The organism is Streptomyces sp. NPDC051963 (genome assembly GCF_044593495.1).
In the GTDB taxonomy this organism is placed as follows: Bacteria; Actinomycetota; Actinomycetes; order Streptomycetales; family Streptomycetaceae; genus Streptomyces.
On the sequence record NZ_JBIUCC010000018.1, the window covers coordinates 15,728 to 38,048 of the forward strand.

A 22,321-nucleotide genomic window follows, 5' to 3' on the forward strand; every position below is an offset into this window, starting at 1 on the left:
CTGGGCGGCGGTCGGTCAGGCGGGGCGGCGTTGGCTGCCACGCGGCGGGCGGCGCAGTTCGGCGGCTGCCTGGGCCAGGACGCGGGCGGCGCGGAAGTGCTGGGTGACGGCGGGGCGGGTGACGTCCCGCAGTACGGCGACGGCGTCCGTGGCGAACGCAGCCCGCGCGTCACGGTCGGGGTGTGCCAGCAGGTCCCAGAAGACGGTCTCGGCGCGTGGCCAGTACGCGGCACGGGCGCGCGTGGTCCAGGCCGGCAGCCGCCTGGGGGCGCGCGGGGCGCGGCCGGTTGCTGTGGGGGGCGAGGTGATGGTGCGCCAGGCTTTTTTGGAGACCTTCTCCAGCAAGGTGCCGATCGTCTCGGCCTCTGTGCTGCAGGTAGCGATCCAGTCGGCCATGTGCGGGTCGTTTTCCTGCGTCCAGGGCCAGATCGGCGGGGTCAGGGCGGTGTACCAGGTGCGGTTGACAGTTTTGCCGTCCTGGTCGAAGCCGTGGACGCGGACGCGGAGTTGGGCACGCAATTCGGGTGGCAGGTCGTTGAGGGTGGTGAAGGCTTCGGGGCGTTGGACGCGTGCGTTTTCGTCGCCGGCGAGCAGCAGCGCATCCAGGTCGCGCCACAGGGCGCGGTCGGCGTCCGCCCGGCGGGGCTGGTGCCTTTCGGTGATGGGTTTGCTCGGGTCGACGTCGTGGATGAGGAATGGGTCGGCGGCCAGCAGTTTCTCCTGGGTGGCCCAGGTGAGGTAGGCGTCGGTGACGTGGCGGCCGTCGGGAGCGGGGATGAGGAGGACGGCGTGCCGGGAGCGGCCGGTCAGTAGTCGTCCGGGCCAGGTCACGGGCGGCGGGGCGGCCAGCGGGTCGGGCAGGTGGGGTTCTTCCCAGGGGCAGTGGTCTGCGGCGCGGGGCCAGTTGCCGGCCGGTTTGGGCAGGCCGGCCAGGAGTGTTTCGTACAGGGTGCGGCCCAGTGGATGGAAGGAGAGGGTGGAGCGCAGGGGGCCGGCTTTGGCCTGGCTGATCCGCTGGCCGTTGACGGTGCGTACAGACCACTGGCCGGCGGCGCCGTAGTAGTGGTGGATGAGCATGTGCCACAGGGCCTGCTCGGTGGGCACCGGCTTAGGGTCGGTGTCGGTGTGCGAGCTGAGCCAGGCAAGGTTGTTGCCCTCCGGGCGGCCGAAGACCAGCTTGTTCACTCCGGCCCGCTCTTCGCACTGCACGGCCAGCCGAGGGTCTTGGAGGAAGGGCCGGTCGGGGTGGAACGCATCCCAGATGTACTGGTCGAAGTAGGCATGGACGGTGGCAGCGTCGAAACGGCCCTGTTCCTTCAGGAACTGCCTTCGGCGCCCGGACCACTGCCCCGCTCTCATCTTCGGGTCATCCAGGGCTGTCAACCGTGCTGCGATGGCGGTGAGCGTGCGGAGCAGACCAGCGGCGGCCGGAGGCAGCGGCAGCGCCAGGTCTTCGATTTCATGAGCGCGCAGCATGACCTCGCGCAGGCCCAGGTCTTCCTGGCGTCCATTCAGCAACAGAACCGGGATCCAACGCTCTTGGTCGGTGAGGTAGGACGGCGCAGCCACGAGAGAGCTCCAAATGCCTGACAGGCAGGGCACGTTGACGGACGGCGGTGAGGGCGGAAGGGAAGGATGGCGAGGGAAGTGGCCGGCAGGGCATGCCGGGGCCACGAGGGGGCAAGGCGTACCAGGAGAGCGGTCCGTCAGGTGGCGTGAGCCGAGTTGGGGCGACACCGACGGGGCCGTCTGGCCGTGCGGGGGCACCCGGGGTTGTGGTGCTCGCCAGCGCAGCAGCGCAGAGCGAGACGGTGCCAGCCTGAACCGCGCCGTCGCATCTAAATATTAGCCGACGCGAACTGCTACGCGAGCCGCTCGATTCATCATTTAACTACTGGTGGTTCACCTTGATCGACCGAGTCATTCCTGTCCGAGGGCAGTCAATTTCGCGGAGACTGGGTGAACTGCTCCCGTCACCGGTCTGCCGGGCAGCGAGGGCGACCTAACGGCATGAGATTTGCATTCGCGCACGGGCGTGCAAGTAACAGGGGTGGCTCAGTCGGCCTCGTGGACAAGGCCGAGCCTGGGGTCCAGTCGCAGACGGTGGCGGCCGAACTGTGTGGCCGCATCGGGTTCGTCAGCCGGGAGCAGGACCAGGTCGGCGAGCAGGGCGTGCTTGCGCCATGCCGGGGGTGCATGGTGTTCGCGGCGTCGGCCGGTGACCCAGGCGGCGGGAACGGGCAGGGTGTGCTGGAGGATTGCGCGGGTCTGTGCGGTGGTCGGGGTCCTCTCCAGCGGCAGCGGCCGGGTGCCAGCTGCGTCGAGGGTGAGCCTGCCGGCCGGGGTGCGGTAGACGGGCAGTAGGCGGTGGGGCATGGCGCCCAGGCGGGTGGCAGCGTCGCGGGGGTGCAGGCGCTGGCGGTGCAGGTCGGCCAGAGAGAGCGTGTACTGGGGGCCGGGAACGAGGTGCAGGGTGCTGAGATGCTCCTGGGATCGGCGCCTGCTCTGGTAGACGGCGTGCTTGCGCTGGAGGGCAGAACTGGTGCGGGCGAGGGCCCCGGCGTCGCCGTGCACGGCTTCGACCAGGTGCTGGACGTCGTCGGGCACTGTGAGGGTGAGGGTGCGTTCCGGGTGGCTCGTCAGGAAGTCGGCGGTGGCGTGCGGCAGGAAGCTGTGATCCAGGGGACGCCATGTTGCCGGCAGAAGGGTGCGGCCTTCTTCGTCGGTGGGCTGCAGGACGACCACGCTCGGGCACGGACGACTCTGTAGCCAGGCGGGCCGGCGTCCGGGGCCCCATGCGTGCTCGAAGCGCCACAGACGACCCAGGCGCTGGATCAGGGTGTGCAGGGATGCAAGGTCGCTGACCATGACGTCGACGTCGATGTCGAGACTCATGTCGAGAAGGCTCGTCGCCACGATCACCAGGCGGTCCGGCCGCCTTCCGGTCCTGCCCAGCTGGTCGCGGATCTGGCGGGTGAGGGCCTCCCGTTCGTGGCCGGGCATGCGAGCGTGCAGCAGCACCAGCTGGCCGTCCGGGCCGTCGGGCCAGCCAGGCTGGTCGTACAGGTGCTGGTAGGTCTGCTGGGCGTCGGCCATGGTCGCGCAGGTGACCGCGGCGCAGCCGCCGTCCTGGATAACGGGGGCGAGTTCGGTGGTGATGCGGTCCAGTCGGCTCTCGCGGGCCGGGGCGTCGTCAGGATCGGTGTGGGAGGGGTGGCGCACCGGGCAGAGGCGGATGGATGCGGTGCGGCGGTGGCGCTTGCCATGCTCGGCGGCCACCTGAGGGGCGATGCGGGTGACGGAGGCGTCGGTGGCGGCGGCGAACAGCCAGCCCGGGTAGGGGGGCGCCAGGTCGAGGCCGTCCGGGTCGTGTCCCGCGCCAGCGAGGTAGCTGCGAACGAGTTCGCTGCTGGTGGCGGCAGGCAGGGTCGCGGACAGCAGGACGACCGGGCAGCCCAGGGCGCCGAGCCAGTGCAGCAGGCGGTTCAGCAGCGGTTGCATGAACGCGGTGAGGGAGTGGGTCTCGTCGACGATGACGGTCCGCCCGGACAGGGCCAACAGGCGCAGCGCGCTGAAGCGGACCGGCAGGGCCGCCATGAGGGCCTGGTCGTGGGTGGCGACGGTGAACTGGGCGAGCAGGGCCCGGTCCCAGCCGCGCAGCCAGCCGTCCGGGACGGTCACGCGTTTCTCGGGCCGCTCCGTCTGCTCCGCGCTGGCGGGGTCGTCGGGCCAGTACTCGTCGGTGGTCGACCGCTCGTGGGCGGCCAGACAGTGGTCAGTGTAGGCGGTGTTGAGGTAACTGTGGCTGCGCACCAGTGACACCGGGGCATGCTCAGGGCCGTGCGCAGCGACATACGCTTCGAGGATGTCGTAGGCGGCGTCCGCGGTGGCGGTGGTGGGCAGCAGCCAGGCGATGCCTGCGGTGTCACCGCCGGCGTTGAAGATCCGTGCGGCCTCCAGAGCGGCGATGCTCTTGCCTGAGCCAGTGGTGTCGGTGACTACGGTGATCCCGGGCCCCTTCTCCCCCACCACGGGGGTGAGTTGCCGCATCAGGGAAGCCTGCAGGTCGTTCGGCGCCGCAGGTCCGCCGTGAGCCCGAGCGAAGGGCACCTCAGGCAGGGTGACGCGGACCAGACCAGAGTTCTTGACCACATCCGGGGCGTCGCTGACGGCCCGGGCGTAGTGATCAGCGGCGCCGAACGCGGGTGCTTGGGCTCTGGGCAGCCAGTGGTGACGCTGGCTGGCCAGCCGGTCTGCGACCACCCCGACTCCGGTGATCAGTACCGCGGCCTCCACCGACACCCGGGCGGGCACCATGGTGGCACCGGTCAGATGGCGTACGAGGGCGAAGTAGCGGCGCCGCAGGTCCTGCCAGGCGGGCCCGCCCAACGTGAGGTCGACACGGGCCTTGGAGGCTGCGCCGTCGAGGTCGAGCTGGAGGAACCGGCCATGATGGCCTCCCATGATCTGTGCCACCCGCGCGCCCGGGCTGTCGGAGGCATCCACCGGGTAGCCAGCCTCCGCCAGAAGGTGCAGTACGCCGTGCATGGAAGCCCGCTCATGCGGCATCCGCTGCCAGCCTTGCCTGTCTTCCCGCAGCATCTCGCTCACCCGTGCCCACGGGTGAGCCTCCTGCGTCTGGAAAGCCGAGAGCTTGCCCAGATCATGGAGGCCGGCGATGAACATCACCAGACAACGGGCCTGCGCCGGCGCCACACCCAACCCGGCAGCGATCAGCCGCCGCTGACCGCGCATCAGGAACCGGTCCCACACCTCACCGGCAATCGCAGCCACATCCAGCAGATGGAACAACAACGGATACACCGCCAGCACACCCCGGTCGAACTTCCCCCACGGCGTCAGATCGACCCCACCGCGCCGGGCATCCTCCCGCACTCCCACAACCACTCCCCCGCATCGCCAACCCGCCTTCGATACACAGGCGTTAGGCAGCGATCCTGCCGCACCCCGGTCATCTCCTACGCAACGGGACGCCCACACAGACCGCCACGGGACAGCTGTTTCGTCTGGGCTGTCCTCCTCGCTACGCGCCACGCCTCTACTCCGCAGCGGGGGTTGCTTCCGCCCTTCTCAGACCACGTCCGGGCTATTGCGGTCACTCCCCGCCCACGAGTCCCCCGCGCAGTTTCGGCCTCACACAGTCAGCTCAGGTAAAGTGAGCGAAAGACGACCTAGAGTCCTCTAAAACAGCAGGTGAGCAAGGGTCTTCCCCACGCACGTGGGGGTCTGTCCACCTCTGTAGAGGTGCGCGACGGAGACGGAACGTCTTCCCCACGCACGTGGGGGTCTGTCCGAGACCTCAAGCAGAACGAGATGGGAGAAGCGGTCTTCCCCACGCACGTGGGGGTCTGTCCACCTACCGCTGCGCCCCAGTCGACGACTTCGAGTCTTCCCCACGCACGTGGGGGTCTGTCCCCGCGCCGCGACCGCCGCCTCTACACCCAGTCGTCTTCCCCACGCACGTGGGGGTCTGTCCTGATCTCGGCCGGTGACGTCGACAGCATCGAGGTCTTCCCCACGCACGTGGGGGTCTGTCCGGGCAGCCCTGGTCAAGGACATTGCGGACCTTGTCTTCCCCACGCACGTGGGGGTCTGTCCTGAGCCAGGTGCCTAGTTCCTTGAGGAACTCTGTCTTCCCCACGCACGTGGGGGTCTGTCCCAGTCGGCGGGGGCAAGGCTGGCCAGGCCGAGGTCTTCCCTACGCACGTGGGGGTCTGTCCTACCCCTGACCAACTCCCCTGAGGTCCCGATGGTCTTCCCCACGCACGTGGGGGTCTGTCCATGTCCGATAGGTCCTCGCGGGAGTTGTACAACTCTTCCCCACGCACGTGGGGGGTCTATCCAAGGGCGAAGGCATGTGGGGCCGGTGCGACAAGTCTTCCCCACGCACGTGGGGGTCTGTCTGAGCGGAGGGCGGCATCGCTCTCCTGCGATGCGTCTTCCCCACGCACGTGGGGGTCTGTCCCGCATGGGGCTGGGTAGCTTCCCGGCGTAGGTGTCTTCCCCACGCACGTGGGGGTCTGCCGTACAGCAGGGCGGCGAGCTGAGCGATGCGCGGCCTTCCTCACATCTGTGGGGGTCTGCCCACGAAGGCCCAGGCCAGCAGCACGCCCTTCAGGTTCTCCCCACGTACGTGGGGGTCTGCCCGCCCACATCGTGCCGCGACGGGGGGCACGGAGGTCTTCCCGGGTCTGCCCGCGCTGGCCTTCCCCTCACCCCGCTGTTCCCCACGTGCGTGGGGGTCTGCCCACCGGTACCATCAGGGACGCGAGTTTCCCCTGCCTTCCTCACCCACGTGGGGGTCTGTCCATGACCGCCCGCGCCGCAGTGCGCGTCCTGCGATCTTCCCCACGTACGTGGGGGTCTGACCTGCCAGGCGGTGTCCGCGTCTAGGGACGACGCGTCTTCCCCACGTACGTGGGGTCTGTCCGCGCTGTTCCGTGCCGCGCGGTTGTCGTTCAAAGTTCCCCACGCACGTGGGGGTGTGTCCGGTCACGGCCTGGGGCCAGTGCCGTTGGTTGAGTCTTCCCTACACGGGGGTCCGTCCGCGCTGCACGACGGCACTTACGCCGCCGACCCCTGGACCAATACCTCTGATCGCTCCGTTCCTCCCGGGCCAAGGCCGGCCGCTGTGCCGGGCTCCTGGTCCGGGTGGCCGGGCCTGCCGAGGCCCGGGCCCGTTACCGGGAACTGCTGGACGGTGCCCACTGCTGTCACTTGTGCTCCCCCGTCTGTACGACGGGCTCACGGCTCCGCGGCACCTTCAGAGTCCTCGTCGCGAGCTCGATCGCAGGGATGTCTAGCGGATTCGACAGCGCTGGCCTGTGCAATTTGATCGGCGACGGCCGCCAGCTTCGGTGGCCTCGGTGCAGCGTGGCCACCCTGATGCCCCTTCACCAGGGCCTGATGAGTGGGCAGTTCGTGCCGGCCGAGTGCACGAATCGCGCGATGTAGCATCCCATCGCCCTGCGCGGAGAAATGCGAGGTTGGCGGGCGCAGCAGGCGGCTTGTACGGGGCCGGTATCAGTACCACCAGTCCGGGAGGTCTTCGTCGGCCTCGGTGCTCCAGTCGTCCTGATCGAGGGCCTGCTACCACTTGTCCATGACGGTGGTCCCGTCCGCGAAACGATTGGTCGGCCTGACCTCGGACAGATGAGTGTCCAAGAGCTCCGCGACGTCCTGGTACAGCCGGTTCATGCGTCCCAGTCGTGCCTGTCTTACCCGTCGGGCGACTGCTGCCAGGATCCCGATGCTGACCTGGAAAGGGCCAAAGGAGCCGAACTCGTACTCGTCGCGGGTGGGCTCTTCCTGGCCTGCCTCCAGTGCGGCCAGGAAGGGCTCGTAGTAGGCCAGGATGAACCGGTCGCGGTCCGCTGGCAGGTCGAGGGCCTCGAGTTCCGCCTCCTCCGGATCCACGGCGTGCAGCTTGAGTTGATCGGGCACTCCCTTGTGCTGGGGGAAATGGGCGGCGCACGCCTAGGCAATGGCGGCGGGCGTTCCTCCGATCGATCGGATGGTCCGCTTCTGGCCCGCATTGTCTCTTTGAGTTCGTCATCGATGTTGCCGGACCGGCCTTGGCCTCGGCAACGACCCATTCACCTGACCGTTACTCCCCGAAGAGGTCGGCATGTCGCCGGGTGTTGGGGGTGAACCGGATGCCGTGGCGGGCCGCATAGCGGTCTACGTGCATCAGAAACCGTACCGAGACGACCTGTTGGCTGAAGACGCCGGTCATGGCCTGCCCTAGGGCGTAGGAGAGTTCCACCTTCTCCGAGCGGTCGAGGCTTCGTGCGAGGTCGGAGCGGGTGCGCGGCCTGTGGGCGCGCGGCGGACCTAGGCCGGGGATTAGTGCGACGCGGTGCAGCCATTCGTAGACGGATGTCCAGCCGCACGCGACCTGGTCCTGTGGTGCTCTGCCCGTGACGAACAGGGCGTGCGCCAGCTTTCGACGGTGAAGACTATCCGGCCGGTCCGGTTGAAGGTATCGGGGAAGTCCTCCGTTGTGTACGAGACTTCGAATTCGTCAGGCTGCACCACTCGCTGCGCTCCCTCAGTTCTCTCCTTGCAGCAAGCAGGTTAGTGGCGAAATAGGGCGAGCTACTTCCGGGCACTGGGCAGTTGAGCGCCTGGGGGCCGCATGCCGAGCAGGCTCACCTCGATGCTGATCTGCCGGAGCCAGCCCATGCAAAGTAAGCAAGAGACAGCCCGCCGATCTCCAAAACCACAGGCAGACAAGGGCCTTACCCACGCACCTGGGGGTCTGTCATAGTCTGGTCGGTGGGGATGCCGTGCTTGTGGGCCTTACCCACGCACCTGGGGGTCTGTCCATGGCCTTCGCCGCCGGAGCGAACGGCCTGGCGTGCTCCCCACACACGTGGGGGTCTGTCCAACGCCTGCAGCGACGTCGTGCTGATCACCGGTTCTTCCCCACGCAGGTGGGGGTCTGTCCACGTCAAGTGTGTAGTTGTGGTCGTCGTCTTCCCCATGCACGTGGGGTCTTTCCTGGAGCAAGAGCAAACTCAGTCCATGGTTCAGGTCTTCCCCATGCGCGTGGGGGTCTGTCCGCCAAGGTCGGAAAGATCAACGTCCTCGTGTGGTCTTCCCCGCACAGGGTCTCAGGCGTGGGGAGGTCTGTCGTGGCTTCCGCCACGGTGGCGTACGAGGCCAGTTCTTCCCACAAGCGCGGAGTCGCAGTTCGACAGTGCCGGGAGCTGGGCCTGCCAGATCCTTCCATGGCGCGGCAGACGGGTGCGGTGGCGGCTGCGGACTGTCGCGGTGACGACCGATCGGCTCCCGCTCTTCCCGTCCTGGGGATCGTTTGTCCCTACGTCCGATGCATGGCCCGGTCTGTTCCTGGTGCCGTGAGGTGTGGCTGGGCTGAGGCCGAAAGCAGCCGCGGGTGGTGTCGTGGGAAGGCTCGTTGTCAGACCCCGCGCCTAGCCTTACGAGTACAAGTCGGTTCCGGCGCAGGGGGTTGCGTGGCATTCGACGGTGGGCGGATCGCCGCTCGCGGGTTCCAGTATCAGTATCTGCGCACGGTCGAAGCCATGCTGGCCAGTGTGCGCACCGGCAAGGCGGCTGCCTGCCGCATCGAGGGGCCCGGAGACACGGTGTCGCTCCAGCACGCGGATTCGGTCGATTTCGATCTGACCGACACCGATGGCCACTCGCTGATGGCGGTCCAAGTGAAGAGCGCCGGAGCGGGACGGACTGTGCGGGCACGCGAGGCGGTGACGGTGCTGGTGCATCTGGTCGCCGGGATCGACGCCGAGCGATACCAGCTGATCACCTCGGCCGTGCCGGATGAGGGATGTCTGCGGCTCGCTGAGCTGTTGCGCCGTAAACGCGGTGACGTGCCGCGGATCAAGGCCGACCTGAAGGACCTCCTGGCGAAGGCACCCGCTGCGTGGGGCATCTGCCAGGCACTGCCGGAGGAGCATTGGGAGCGTCTGGCGCGCGCGGAGGTCGAGTTCGACGGCCGCAGCGACGGACAGCTGCGTGCGGATCTCAATGACGCGCTGCGCGCCGAGCGGGTGCGTGCCGGGCAGGGATTGTCGCGCAGGGCCGGAGGGCTGGTGCTGGGTCATTTGGTGGCCGAGGTCATGCGCCGTGCGGCCGACCCTGGCCTGGCGGACTGGGATGTGCGGGATTTTCACCGGTCGGTGCTGGTCGGCGACGAGGAGTTGATTGCGGCTGTCGGCCGGCAGGAGTTCGGGATCGTCTACGGACAGCTGCCGCCCATTCCGGAGGTGGTGCGCGCGGACGTCGTCGATGGGATCGCAGAGGTTCTCTCTCCCGACGAGGAGGGCGATGAGGGGGTGAGGACGTGTGTCGTCACCGGGCTGTCGGGACTGGGAAAGTCGAGCCTGGCTGCGGCCCACATCGCTGATCAGGCCTTCCGCTATGACGCGGTGTTCTGGGTGGATGCCGAGAGCGAGGAGGCTTTGGTCGCGTCGTTCGCCCGCGTGCTGGCGCATCTGACCGGCAGTGAGGAACCGGCAGAGGTGCGGGATCCGCGGTTGGTACGGGAGCGGGTGCATGCCGCGTTGCAGTCCCTGCCGGGGCGGTGGCTGATGGTGTTCGACGATGCGAGCGCGCCCCTGGCCAGTGCCTGGATCCCGCGTCGCGGGCGAGGCCGGGTCATTGTCACGACGCTGGGCGGGCACTGGCACGGTGTGCAAGGGCGCGTCGATCTGAGCCCGATGAGCGGTGAGGAGGCACTCTGCTTGCTGCGGCTGCGAATGGACTTGAGTGAGAGCGAGGTTGAGCAGTACGCGGCGGCGCTGTCCCGGCTGGCCCAGGTACTGGAGTGCTGGCCGCTGGCGATTGAGGTGGCCTGCGGCTATCTGGTCAGCTGCGGTATCGGCGTGGACCGGCTTCACGTCTACACGGATACGCTGATCCATCGGGCCGCGGACGATGAGCGGTCGGTGCCTGCCGGGTATCCGCGGACGCTGGCGGCGGCCGTGGCGCTGAGCACCGAGCGTCTGATCAGCGGCGCCCGCTCACGTGGTCTGCTGCAGCCGACCCTGGCCGCGGTCGCCGCACTGTGCTGGCTTGCCCCTCGCCGGGCGCCGGTGCATCTGGCGCTGGCGAGTGCATTCGTCGGCCCCAAAGACCTGCCACCGGCTCCCGGTTGGGTGGTGTTCGACGAGGCGCAGGTTCCGGTGCGCGAGGTCATCCGGGAACTGACCGATGTCTCCCTGGTCCGGTATGACGAGCCGCTGCCAACCCGCAAGGAGACTTTTCCGGGCAGTGACGACACGGTGTCGATGAACGCGGTGCTGCAGGACATTCTGGCCCGGCACCTGGGGCTGTCGCAGTCAGAGGTGGCGGCGGGCCTGTCCCATGTGGCCTGTCACACCGACCGCTGGCTGCGCGGGGCCCTGCTCTCCGGGCAGGCGGAACGGACCTGGGAGCTGGCCCAGCACGCCACCGCGCTGGTCGGGCACATCCGCTCCACGCGCACAGCCGACGGGTACACGGCCCTGCTCATGGGCAACCTGGCGGCGTTTAACCATGCCCACGGTCAGTACGAAGCCGCCCACAGCCTGCTGGAGCTGGAGCTGGAGTGGCTGGGCCGTGCCGGCGACCCGGACATGGGACTGGCCGCCCAGGCGCACACCCTGCTTGCACACCTTGCCCAGCTGCGCAAGCAAGCCGACGCCGGCCCCCGTGTTGCCGCCCATCTGCGTCCCGTGCTGTTGTACCTCCGCCAGCTCGACGGGCCGCCGCCCGAGCCCGTCGCTAACCTCGCGGCCGAGGCGTCGCGGATCCTGCAAATGCGACTGCGCGACCAGCCGGACCCTGCGCTCGCGCAACTGCTGGAGGACTTCCGTGCCCTGGCCGACGTGCTCCCCACCAAGACGACACAGGCGGTAAAAGACCTCCTCGCCGTCCAGAATCTGTTGGAACAGAGGGATGCCGAACGCGCCGAACACACTGCCACCGCCGCCTTGGCCAGCAGCACCGATCCATGGTCTGCCGCCACAGCCGACCTCAAACGCCTCCTGGTCGAGGCCCTCGTCCTGCAGGACAAGTGGGAGCAGGCCGCTGCTGCGCTCAGCGACTTTCTGCCTTACGCCGGCCCTCGCACGCTGTACGGGTTTGCCCTGCACCACCTGGTGCACAACGTCGGCTGCCACTGCGCCTGGACGTGGGTGACCCAGGGAGAACAGCGTGCGGTGGAACTTTTGGGACGGCTGCTGGAGGAAACCGGCATCGCCGAGAATCCGGCGCTCGAGACGGCCACCGATGAGGCCCGGTTCATCCTGCTGCAGGTGGTGCACGACAGCTGGCAGGCCATGAACGGAAACTCCCAGTATGGGGGGTTCCTGGAGCAGATGAGCCGGCTCAACGACAAGACGTTCACCGAGCCCTACGATCCGGACAGCGTGTGGGAGCGGATCTACTCCGGCTTAATGCCGCGGCTGTCGGCCGTGATGGGTGAGACGGTGCACCGCAACTACCAGGAGGAGGGAGACGCCATCCTGGCCACCGGCCTGCCCTCGCTTGATCGGGATCCAGCGGTCAAAGACGCCTACGCGACTGCCCGCTGCCACGCGGTGCTGTCGTTGTCCACAGATCCGGTCTACGGCGGCCTCGCCGGACACTCCACCATCGACCTCCTCCTGCCGGAAGCCCGAAAGTTCCTGCCCGGTCCGAAGGCTGTGGTCATCCTGCAACCCCACAAGATGGTCGGTGCCACCTCCCCCGACACCGGTAAGTCCATCGAGCTTCAGGTCCACCGAGCCTGCGACAAGGGCCTGCGCCGCCTGGTCGGACCGCAGCCCACCCTCATCTCACCCCAGCACCTCACCCTTGTGCTGACCGGCCAGCAGCTGACTCTCGAACACGACGACGGCACCGTCATCGCCCGCGCGACCATACGAGCCTCCAGCCAATGGCGACAGGCGGCCCGCACCCGCCACAGCGCGGTGGTCTACTTCGGCTACGGCTTTGAACTCCACCACTCCCCCACACACCGGCGCCTCATGGCCTCACCCACCGAACTCGGCCGCCACATCAACAGCGCCAGCGACAACGGCCTCCTCGCAGCAGGACTCGTATCCGTCCGCATCCAGCCCACACCCTCCGTACAGCACCGGCCGCCGGCTACAGCCCGCCAGCAACCCCGCCGGTCAACCCGCGCCCAACGGAAGAAACCCCACAGATAAGCCCACCCACAGCGCTACTGGCGAGCCCAAATCCACCTACCAGGCGGGCAGTTCAGGCCAAACCACCAAGGACGACCGCGGCCAGGCAGCAGCCCTCACACGCACGGCCAGGTCATGTAAAGTAAAGAGAAAACGCCTTGCCAATCTCCAAAACCACAGGTGAGCAAGGGTCTTCCCCACACGCGTGAGGGTCTGTCCTTTTGGGCGCCGCGGATGCACATGCGGCCGGTGTCTTCCCCACACGCGTGAGGGTCTGTCCGACACCACCACCAACAGCGGCAACAGCGCCTCGTCTTCCCCACACGCGTGAGGGTCTGTCCATGACCGTCACGCCGTCCGGGATGGCCGCCAAGGTCTTCCCCACACGCGTGAGGGTCTGTCCTGCCCGCACGCGATCAGCCCGGCCAGGAACTCGGTCTTCCCCACACGCGTGAGGGTCTGTCCGCCTCGTAGACCTGCGAGAGCAAGGTAGGGCCGTCTTCCCCACCCGCGTGGGGGTCTGTCCAGAGCGTCGACGGACGCGAACAGCTCTTCCTCGTCTTCCCCACGCCCGTGAGGGTCTGTCGGTGACGGTCACAGAGCCGGGAAAGCGCTCCGGGTCGTCCCCACACGTGTGGGGGTCCGCCCTCTCTGAGGATGGGGTTGATCGTACCCAGCCCGTATTCCCACGCACGTGGGGTCTGTCGGGCTGGTGAATATGGTCGCGGTGGATCCACGGGACCTCCTCATACACGTAGGGGTCGTCCCCCGCCGTTATGGCAGACCGCGCCTGCGGCTGCGTTGTCGGTGGTTGTCAGTGCTGGTCGTCATCGAGCAGCCCCGGGACGACGACCCTGCCGACCATGAGGCACTGCCGGGTCAACCTGTTGTGTCTTCGGTGGTGTTGACCCACATCACCATCTCCCCAGGGTTGTATTCCGCTGCAGCGTTCAGCGCCTCCACCGGGACAGCATGCAACGCCGCCAAGAACTCGGCTGCCAAGGCGCGCCCCGCCGGGTTCGTCACCAGCGCGTGCGGGGGAAGGCCACCGGGGCGGCCGTAGTCCAGAAGATGTGCCCGGCTATCGGCCAACGGCCGGCCCGCAAGACCCTCCACCACGTGGTGCTGATGTCTGACCAACAAGACCGCGTCCACGTTCGCGAACTCAACCGCGCCACCATCAGCGCGGTAGAACGACCTGGGGGTGAACAGTCCCGAGGCCGGAGAGGTCAACGCCGTCAGAGGCTCGTTGACGAAGTCGTCCCACACGACGACAAGAACCGACCAAAAGTCTGGATCCGTCGCCCGGAAGCCGGCGAACTTCTTGTCCGCACTGATGAGGAAGTCCTTGACCGGGTTGTCGCGAGGGAATGTCACGGCCTTGTCGCGCAACGCTTCAGACGCCGCGGTGCGGGCGTTCAGCTGCCACCCGTTCGACGCCCGCTGTTCCCTGTGTACACGCAGGTCAGCAGCCTTGACCTCAACACCGAGCGCGCCGACACCATCAAGCTTGATCACGACCTCGGGATTGGCCTTCGCCCCGCCTGCGACCGGCTCCATCTCAAACGCTGCAGGAGCCGGCCAGCCGTAGGCGGCCAGATGCGCCACGACCAGCACTTCGCAGTACCAGGCCAGAATCTGCTGATAGTGGCCCAGATCCTTCTCGGCCCCGCCGAACGACTCCAATCGCTTGAGCTGCTCTGCGGCGAAGCCCGGCATCACCGCATCACCGGCCGCCAGCGCCATCACCGTCGGCCCTCCCACCATCGCGAAGCCAGGCGTCTTTGGATTGAAGTTATAACCCAACCAGTGCCATTGCGTGCGAATCGGACCATTTTGAATGGAACTCATCAATTCTGCGGCACGCCTGGCGATCGAGTGCGTCATGCACAAGGTCTTTCACTAGCTGAAGCAGTAACGGTCATCGTCGCTCACATGCTGACAGCTGGTCGCCTGCCGCGGGCAGGGCCCATGCCCGGTGTACTGGCGTCGCCTTCACATCCTTGCCAGCCAGGCGCCGCGACTGGACACCTCGACCTCACCGTTCGGCTCCCGCGGCCCCACGCCGAACCGTCCGCAGGGCGGGGGACGGCGGCGGGCAGGTGACCGCGAGACGCTGGCGGCGATCGTCTTCGTGGCCACCTCGGGCTGCACCTGGCGGCAGCTGCCGCCGGTGTTCGGGCCGGCCTGGCCCACGGTCTACCGGCGCTTCGCCCAGTGGAGCCGAGCCAGGGTCTGGGCCCGCCTCCACCGGGTCATCCTCGACGAACTCGGCGCCCGAGGACAGCTGGACTGGTCGCGGTGCGCGATCGACTCCGTCAGTGTCCGGGCGACAAAAGGGGGTCCCTGACCGGACCGAATCCGACCGACCGCGGCAAGAGCGGATCGAAAATCCACCTGATCACGGACCGGAACGGGCTGCCCCTGTCATTGGGCATCTCAGGCGCCAACATGCACGACAGCCTTGGCCTGGAACCGCTCGTACGCGGCATCCCGCCCATCCGCTCCCGACGCGGCCCGCGCCGTCGACGTCCGGCCAAGCTCCACGCCGACAAGGGGTACGACTACGACCACCTGCGCCGATGGCTACGCAAGCGCGGAATCCGCCACCGTGTCCGTCAGGACCTGAGTCGATTCTGCTGAGGATCAAAGCAGACCAGCCCCATCGAGTCCGCGAGAGCCGCTGCCCAAGCAGAGACCTCCTCAGCCCTGCTCCAACTCATCGGGAAGTAGACGAGCGGGCCACCGGCCCCGCCGATCAACGGCCCTGCGGCCCAAGGCGATGCGTCCTCCACATCATCAGTCACGTCACCCCACCGCTCAACAAGCGCGGCAACGTAAGCCGCGATGCGCTCGGTCGGAGGAGGGCCCACCGCTGTGTCCAAGTAGCGGTCGAAGAGATCCTCGAAGACTCGACCGGCGGTCCTGTCATCTGCCGGCCGCTCTCCTTCCCAGACGGCCAAGTCGTAACTCATGCCCGGAGGCTCTCACACCGCAATGACAAGACAACGTTGACGGCGGACAGGCGCCAAAAGAAACGATGTCTTATCCGGTCGGAGGAGTCACGTCGTGAAGGGGCCGCATGGGCGCTGGTGCCGTCAGGTCGCCCCCTGTTCGACAGGGGTGGGAGTTGGCCGCGGAATGTTCACGCCGAGCCGGTTGAGACGGTTGAAGATGGTGCGGACTTCGTTGGTCAAGGGGTCATCCGGGCCGAGGTGTTGGAACAGCAGGGGGTAGATGGCGGCGAAGGTGGCGAGTGCTTCCCCTGGTCTGTTGTTGGCTGCTTGCAGCAGACCGACGCGGCTGCGCACTTCAAGCAACAGATGGTCTTCTGGCGGGGTGTCCTGAGTCAGCTCTGCGGCGAGGGCCGTGTATTCGTCGAGGGCTTTGGGGAGGTTGCCCAGTCGCAGGTGACAGAACGCGGCCTTGGCGCGACACTCTGCTGCTTGGCGTGGGTTGTCCTCGGGTGCGGCCGGTTCGAGTCCGAGCTTGTTGTAGAGGGGCAGGGCTTCTCCGAAGTGTCCGGCGTCGAAGAAGGCCTGTGCCTGGACGATGCGTATCGTCGCTGGCAACAATTCTAGTGCGGCCAGCGGGGCAGCGGGGTCGTCGGCGGCCTGGCCGGCTTCCATGTCAGTGGGGGGCTGGGTGGGGTCTGATGGTGTGAGGTAGGGGGCGACCTGTTGTGCGACGAGGTGTGCTGAGGCTGGACGGTCGGCGGTTTCCTTGGCGAGCAGGCTCATGAGGAGGTCATCGATGCCCGGCGGGATATCGGGTCGCAGTTCACTGGCTGGAATGGGGATGCGGGTGCGGTGTGCATCCATCACGCTGGCAGCATCGCCCGTGAACGGGGGCTGGCCGGTGAGCATTTCGTAGAGCAGGCATCCCAGCGCATAAAGGTCTGTCTGCGGCACGATGACGCCGCGGTCGATGAACTGCTCGGGAGCCATGTAGGCGACGGTGCCCAGGAGTTGGCCTTCTTGGGTGAGGCGGGGATAGTCGCCTCCATAGACGGCGGCGACGCCGAAGTCGAGCAGTTTCGTCTGCGGGCCTCCGGTGACCATGATGTTGGATGGCTTGAGGTCGCGGTGGATGACAGGGTCTGCGTGGATACAGGCCAGGGTGTCAGCGATCTGGATGGTGAAGGCCAGAGCCTGGTTGATGGGCAGGCGACCGCCTTCCTCCTTGAGGACCTGGGAGAGGTCCTGCCCCACGATCAGTTCCCACACCATGTACAGGTCGCTCGGGCTGCCGTTTAGCTCGGCGTCATAGAGCATGGGCAGCCCGGCATGGATGAAACGGGCGCCGAGTTCAGCTTCGCGGCAAAAACGGGCAGCGACGGCCTCAGGGCTGATGCTGTTGGGCTGCTCGACGAGCCGCTCAGGGTTGATGATCTTGACGGCGACGGGGCGTTTGAGCTGAGTGTCCCAGGACTGCCAGACGTGTCCCATGCTGCCCTGGCCGATCAGAGTGCGCAGCTCGAACCGTCCGATTCTGCGCATGTCACTCTCCGCCGTTGCCGGTGGCCGGCATGATCGCCGCGGCTAGGTCGGCGAGTGTGCCTTCACCAGGGACAACCCACCTGGTGGACCCCTGGATAGCGGAAGGGGTGTCGTCCCAGCCGGCCTCGCTCCAGATGTGGCGCGCCAGGGCGCTGGGTGAGTAGGCCCGATGGTCGATTTCCCAGACCAGGGGACGTTTGGGGTGGTTGGTCCAGGTGGCGAGGTATCGGCGGGGGTCCTCGCTGAGCCACTCACCGATGACGCGTTCTTCGGCCGGCGTGGGCCGGTACATCAACCGTGTGCCTTCGAGGATCCGGTCGTGCTCGACGAGCACCATGACGCTGTTGCGCGGGCGTCTGGAGCTATGGGTATCGAGGGCGGCCCACGTGGGGGACGTGGTGAGTGAACGCATGACGTCTTCGGCGAGCACATGGCATTTGCGTTCGTCCGTGAACACGCTGGCCAGAAAGAGGTGCTGGCCGAAGAGGCGCTCGGTCGCCGATACGACGAGGTCAGCGATCTCCCGCGTACGCTGGCGGGTCCAATCCTCGGATCGGTCAGCAGAGGAGAGTTCCTCAAGAAGGTCGGGATCGAGGCTGCGGAAGACTAGGTGGGCGATCAGGAGATCGGCGTGGCTGGCGAAGTCGCGGCTGCGGGACGCTCCGCCCATGGCCGCGTAGACCAGGGCGGTCCTCACGTGGCGCAGCATCAGGACGCACTGCCAGATCTGGCGGGCGCTGGGCCGTCCGCCGAACAGGCGCGTGCAGGCGCCGTCTTGCGAAGCGGGGCGCCACAGGTAGGCGGGATCAGCGCCGGCACGGGCGGACAGCGAGACGTCCGGGTGCGCGCAAGCCAGGGCGACCGCCGCTTCCTGCATGGTGCAGCCAGCGTTCGGGGCAGGTGCCACCGCACCCTTTTTGTACACGTACTCCAGGTGCAGTTCGTCGGCGAACTCCTCACGCAGCGCCTGCTGGAGGGGATCGACGGCGACAAGGTCGAGGGGATCCACCGAGCCTTCGGTATCACGTGCCTGGGTGAGCGCGGCGACGAAGCTCTGGGAGGCTTCGCCGGGGCAGACGATCCGCACCGGCACCAGTGCCAGATCGCCGGTCCCCGGACGTTGATCGACGGCCTGGGCAACCGTCGCAAGCACCGTGGCCCCGTTGACGACGCGGGCGTTATGCAGCCGCAGGCGCAGCGGCTGCCCCGTTGCTCTGCGGGCGAGGTACTGCTGATCGATCGCATCGCAGACCACGGTGATGCCGTTGGTGAGGTACCAGAATTCCTCGGGTGCGCTGACCAGTCGGCTCAATGCCGCAGGGTCAGGTCGGCCGGTAAAGTGCGAGCGCAGCGAAGCGTCAAGCAGCCGGTCGCCGTGGGTGTTGTACCAAGAGGCGATCTCTTCGGCGGAGATGCTGGTGCTGTAGGCCGGGTAGGGGACGTCGATGTGGTGCCAGCCGTCAGTCAGGGTGGCGGAGAGGTCTACGGCGGCGGGGATGGTGTCGGTGCGTGCCGCGGAATGGAAGTCGGCCAGTCCCAACGTGATCACGGTGACCGGGACGTGGTCGGCAAAACCGAAACTCTCTCCCACCAGGGCCAGTTGACGCTCGACTTGCGGGGACAGGGGGGCGTCGCCGGCGAGTGCTGCCACCAGATGGATCCGGCAGCGTGGGGAGCTGAGGGCCTCATTGATGCGGTTGATCGATGCACGGATACGGGAGTTGAAGCCCTCGTAGCGCTGGTCGGCCAGACGTTGCAGTCCGGTCACCAGGACAGCCGCGTCCTGCTCCCGCAGCTGGGCTCGGCCTCTGTCACTCCATTTCGCCTGCACCAGCCAGATGTCGGAGCCGCCCTTGGAGAACGCGATGGCGTCGATGCCCGAGTCTCCGGGGCCGTCCACGACGGATGCGGCGGCCTCCTTGGGACTGCAGCCGGTGAGCATGCTGACCGCCTGGGCGGCCAGAGCCCTGGACAGAAGGATCATGTCCTGCTGTTGAAGATCGCGGTGGGGGACGTCGGACATGTCGATCCACGGCCGATAGGTATGCAGGAGGTGATTCCGCACAAACCTCATCGTGCTGGGCAGGGCGGAATCATTCACCACGCAGTCCCCTTCCTCGTTGAATACGCCGGGCGCTGGCCGCTCACGCCTGCTCGCGCATGTACTCCACACTCAGCGGGCTGGCCACCACACAACGCGGCGCCGTACTGGTGGCCGGCAGCTCAGCGGTCACGCGGGCAAACCCTGACATCCAGGCACCTGGTACCTGGCTATGGCTGGCGTCGATCGCCTCCAACAGCTCCCGCACGCCCGCCCCGTTCACTCCAGTCAGCGGGGGCCTCGTCCCCTCGGCAGCCACCTCGTGCTCCAGGGACAAGGCGCGTACTGCCTGCCCGGCGGTGGTCAGGAAGGTCGTAGCGAAGCTGGAGCCGCCCTCGATGCCCTCCAGTGCAGGCGCCTCAACCGCGGCAGGCGCGAACCCTCGCAGGTGGCGGGAGGATCCATGCAGGAGCAGACGGCAACCCGTCTGCCCCTCATAGCCCGGATCCTCCCTCGCAGCGGGATCAGCGAAGAGCACCATGTGCTGATAGTCGCCCTGCAACGTCACACAACGCAGCGGCGCCTCGAACCACACCCACTGCGCCGCACGCAGTCCCGGCTGGGCGAACCACTCCGCCCGCTCCCCCAGGTACTTGTCGAGCTTCTCCAACTGCCGCATCCGATCGCGCTCGATGTCAGCTGCCGGCGCATCGACGTCAACACCCCCCACAGGCGTGTTCAGCCGCAGGGCACTGGGCAGAACAAGCCGCCGCGGCGACCCGAACTGCTGCAACTTCGCATCCGACAGGTAGACAAACTCGCGATACACGCTCAACGGCCCCCCACTCCACGTGATCCCCCATCCTGCCACGTCAGCCCCGGCAGCAGCGCCATCTCAGCCACCTTTGGCAGGGCAGGTAAAAGGCCGCCACCAACGTCGAATCCTGCAGATCACAATGAGCCTTCCTTATACCTGTAACGAAGGCCCCGCTCTGCGTCGCAGAGGACGCCGAATAGCAAGTCGCAGCCGCCAAACGCTGCCAGCCCGGATCCAGCCACGGCCCCCACGCACCCGGCAACCCCACAAGCAAGGGTGAACTACAGTCCGGCTAAGGCTTGTCCCGTAAATGATCTCTGACGTGGTGGGTGACCTGCTCGTTTCTCCGTCATCCGGCCAGAGTGAGGTTGTGCAGTCGGGCGATGCCGAGCATGGCGTGGTGGACGCCGTCGCCTTTCAGGCGGCAGTCGCGGAGGATCTTCCAGGTCTTCATGCGGGCGAAGGCGTGCTCGACGCGTGCGCGGACCCTGCGGTGGGAGGTGTTGTGTTCTTCTTTCCAGGCTGGGAGTTCGGTCTGGCCCCGCTCGCGGCGGTGCGGGATGACAAGACCGGTGCCCCGGTAGCCGCCGTCCGCGATCACGGTGGTCTTGCCGACGGCGTCCTTGGCGCCGGACAGTTCCCACGCCTTGCAGTCGTTGCGGTTGCCGGGCAGCGGCCGTCCGACGGCGACCACGAGCCGGGTATCAGCGTCGATGACGACCGGGTGATTGGTCGAATACCGGTAGTTCTTCGACTGCTCGGCGATGCTGTGGTCCCGGGTGGGCACCAGGGTTCCGTCCACGATCAACACCGTGTCCTTCCGGAACCGCTTGCGTTGCTGCAGTGCCAGCGCCGGCCCGAGGTGGTTGACGATGCGGTCCGTCGCAGACTTCGACACCCCGAACAGCGGCGCGAGTTGGCGCAGTGTCAGGTTGGTTCGCCAGTACGCGGCGACCAGCAGGACCCGGTCCTCCAGCGGCAGGCTCCAGGGCCGGCCCTTGCGGACCGGGTCCGCGCCCTCGCGTCGCAACGCGGTGAGAACCTTGCCGAACTGGCGGGCTCAGCCCCGTGAACGGGGCTATCCAGGACGGCTCCGACGCCGTGATCACACCAGCCACACCAAGATCATCTCACCCGTGACCAGCAGTTACGGGACAAGTCTTAGGCGGAGTGGGGAAAAACAGCTGTGAACCCAGCCAGCCTCAGCTTGGGCCGCCCTCCGGCCTCCACCGCGACCTCGCCTTCCAGCATCCTCCCCCCTATCGCCTTTACCCCGAAAGACCCCTCAAAGCTGCTCGGCTGGATCCGGCCACGCCCTCATGTACCTGGCAACCCCTGAAGCAGGTCGTTAAGGGTCTTCCCCACACGCGTGGGGGTCTGTCGACCTGAAGGCCCGTGGCCATGGCGGCGGGGGCGTCTTCCCCGCACGCGTGGGGGAAGTCCTCGACGAGGTGGCAGGCATCCTCATCCGGCGGGCCATCTTTCCTACACGCGTGGGAGTCCGTCGAGTCCGACTTCGTCGCACTACAGACCCCACGCCCTCCAGGGAGCCCGGCAACTTCCGCTCGCGGGACTCCGTAGCCTGGGAAGGCCAGATCAAACGGACCGGGACGTCCGAAATATCGCCCGCAGTGCCCCGTCTGGCCACCAGCAGGCACCTTCCGGCCCGATTCTTACGGGATCGAAGCACGCGACCCCCGAGCCGGGGGTGCAGCGAGCTACCAGCGAGGCCACGCTTCTTGCCCCCAGCGAAGTTGCCCCAGGGCACAGCCGGACTACCAGCCGCCGAACCGAGCATTCACTAGAATCGGGATAGAAGACTGCAGGTCAGAAGGCTAACCCCCTTGGGATTCTCATTTCGCTGCGCTGGAGATTCTCAATCGATGTCACCAAGCCTTCTCATCTGATGCCAGCTCCTATGCGCTGTGACCGGCAGAGATGCATGGCATCTAAGTGAGAACCAATGGTGACACCAAAATGAGAAGTCGCACCAGAGCGGGCCGGCTCATCGTCGTCCTCGTACAGCACGTCCTCGGCGGTATCCGGGTTGGTGCGAGCGGCGGCAGTCTCCTGCGTAGTTCCTGATCGGGTCATCGTCACGCCTTGGTCAGGGAGCGGGGACGGGAAGCCCCCGCTCACGGGGTTGGCGATCAGCGTTCTCCGCTCGCCCGTAGCCCCGCCATCTCTTGAGGGGGTGCCTCTGAGCCGCTTCTGAGTGACGGACATAGCCCCGGGGTAGCTTTGAAGTCGCTTCTGCACAGGGCGTGTTGTCACACTGGGAGTGAGC

General features: G+C 67.2%; 10 protein-coding genes, 2 pseudogenes and 2 CRISPR repeat arrays. Of the genes and pseudogenes, 2 read left to right on the plus strand and 10 right to left on the minus strand.

Features of this window, described 5'->3' with window-relative positions; all coding sequences use genetic code 11:
• Nucleotides 1-15: 15 nt before the first annotated feature.
• The 4 genes from casA to ACIHFB_RS44465 all read right to left on the minus strand — a co-directional run bounded on the left by casA (nt 16) and on the right by ACIHFB_RS44465 (nt 7,786).
• On the minus strand, nt 16-1,569 hold the full coding sequence (gene casA, locus ACIHFB_RS44450) for a type I-E CRISPR-associated protein Cse1/CasA (protein WP_400129851.1): 1,554 nt from the start codon (nt 1,567-1,569) through the stop codon (nt 16-18).
• A 486-nt stretch (nt 1,570-2,055) separates the two neighbouring features.
• Nucleotides 2,056-4,896, minus strand: a complete 2,841-nt coding sequence (gene cas3, locus ACIHFB_RS44455; RefSeq protein WP_400129852.1) for a CRISPR-associated helicase Cas3' — start codon at nt 4,894-4,896, stop codon at nt 2,056-2,058.
• Between the two features lie 328 nt (nt 4,897-5,224).
• Nucleotides 5,225-6,168: a CRISPR direct-repeat array (repeat unit 29 nt; unit sequence GTCTTCCCCACGCACGTGGGGGTCTGTCC).
• A 942-nt stretch (nt 6,169-7,110) separates the two neighbouring features.
• Nucleotides 7,111-7,464 (minus strand): hypothetical protein, encoded by a 354-nt coding sequence (locus tag ACIHFB_RS44460; protein ID WP_400129853.1) that lies wholly within the window; start codon nt 7,462-7,464, stop codon nt 7,111-7,113.
• A 163-nt stretch (nt 7,465-7,627) separates the two neighbouring features.
• A complete protein-coding gene (locus ACIHFB_RS44465; RefSeq protein ID WP_400129854.1) occupies nt 7,628-7,786 on the minus strand; it encodes a hypothetical protein in 159 nt (52 codons plus the stop codon).
• A 1,213-nt stretch (nt 7,787-8,999) separates the two neighbouring features.
• Between ACIHFB_RS44465 and ACIHFB_RS44470 the strand changes: the two genes are divergently transcribed.
• The gene (locus tag ACIHFB_RS44470; protein WP_400129855.1) at nt 9,000-12,698 is read left to right on the plus strand and encodes an NB-ARC domain-containing protein; all 3,699 of its coding nucleotides are present in this window, start codon (nt 9,000-9,002) and stop codon (nt 12,696-12,698) included.
• A gap of 169 nt (nt 12,699-12,867) precedes the next feature.
• Nucleotides 12,868-13,325: direct repeats of the CRISPR family, unit length 29 nt; unit sequence GTCTTCCCCACACGCGTGAGGGTCTGTCC.
• Between the two features lie 231 nt (nt 13,326-13,556).
• Here ACIHFB_RS44470 and ACIHFB_RS44475 read toward each other — a convergent pair.
• A complete protein-coding gene (locus ACIHFB_RS44475) occupies nt 13,557-14,564 on the minus strand; it encodes a hypothetical protein (protein WP_400129856.1) in 1,008 nt (335 codons plus the stop codon).
• A 172-nt stretch (nt 14,565-14,736) separates the two neighbouring features.
• Between ACIHFB_RS44475 and ACIHFB_RS44480 the strand changes: the two are divergent.
• Nucleotides 14,737-15,293: pseudogene (locus ACIHFB_RS44480) on the plus strand (IS5 family transposase); the annotation flags it as partial.
• Nucleotides 15,294-15,295: 2 nt separating this feature from the next.
• On the opposite strand, the gene ACIHFB_RS44485 reads toward ACIHFB_RS44480, so the two are convergent.
• The 5 genes and pseudogenes from ACIHFB_RS44485 to ACIHFB_RS44505 all read right to left on the minus strand — a co-directional run bounded on the left by ACIHFB_RS44485 (nt 15,296) and on the right by ACIHFB_RS44505 (nt 21,152).
• Nucleotides 15,296-15,652: a hypothetical protein gene (locus ACIHFB_RS44485; RefSeq protein ID WP_400129857.1), complete on the minus strand. Its 357-nt coding sequence runs from the start codon at nt 15,650-15,652 to the stop codon at nt 15,296-15,298.
• Between the two features lie 123 nt (nt 15,653-15,775).
• Nucleotides 15,776-17,176: a protein kinase gene (locus ACIHFB_RS44490; protein WP_400129858.1), complete on the minus strand. Its 1,401-nt coding sequence runs from the start codon at nt 17,174-17,176 to the stop codon at nt 15,776-15,778.
• Between the two features lies 1 nt (nt 17,177).
• The gene (locus tag ACIHFB_RS44495) at nt 17,178-19,280 is read right to left on the minus strand and encodes an AIPR family protein (RefSeq protein ID WP_400129859.1); all 2,103 of its coding nucleotides are present in this window, start codon (nt 19,278-19,280) and stop codon (nt 17,178-17,180) included.
• 40 nt (nt 19,281-19,320) lie between these two features.
• Nucleotides 19,321-20,046: an SAVMC3_10250 family protein gene (locus ACIHFB_RS44500; RefSeq protein ID WP_400129890.1), complete on the minus strand. Its 726-nt coding sequence runs from the start codon at nt 20,044-20,046 to the stop codon at nt 19,321-19,323.
• A 337-nt stretch (nt 20,047-20,383) separates the two neighbouring features.
• A pseudogene (locus ACIHFB_RS44505) lies at nt 20,384-21,152 on the minus strand (transposase).
• Nucleotides 21,153-22,321 lie beyond the last annotated feature (1,169 nt).

Excerpts from the sequence above, each read along its gene's own strand:
- ACIHFB_RS44485 (WP_400129857.1), bottom strand. The coding sequence starts at position 15,652 with ATGAGTTACGACTTGGCCGTCTGGGAAGGAGAGCGGCCGGCAGATGAC.
- ACIHFB_RS44475 (WP_400129856.1), bottom strand. The coding sequence starts at position 14,564 with ATGACGCACTCGATCGCCAGGCGTGCCGCAGAATTGATGAGTTCCATT.
- ACIHFB_RS44490 (WP_400129858.1), bottom strand. The coding sequence starts at position 17,176 with ATGCGCAGAATCGGACGGTTCGAGCTGCGCACTCTGATCGGCCAGGGC.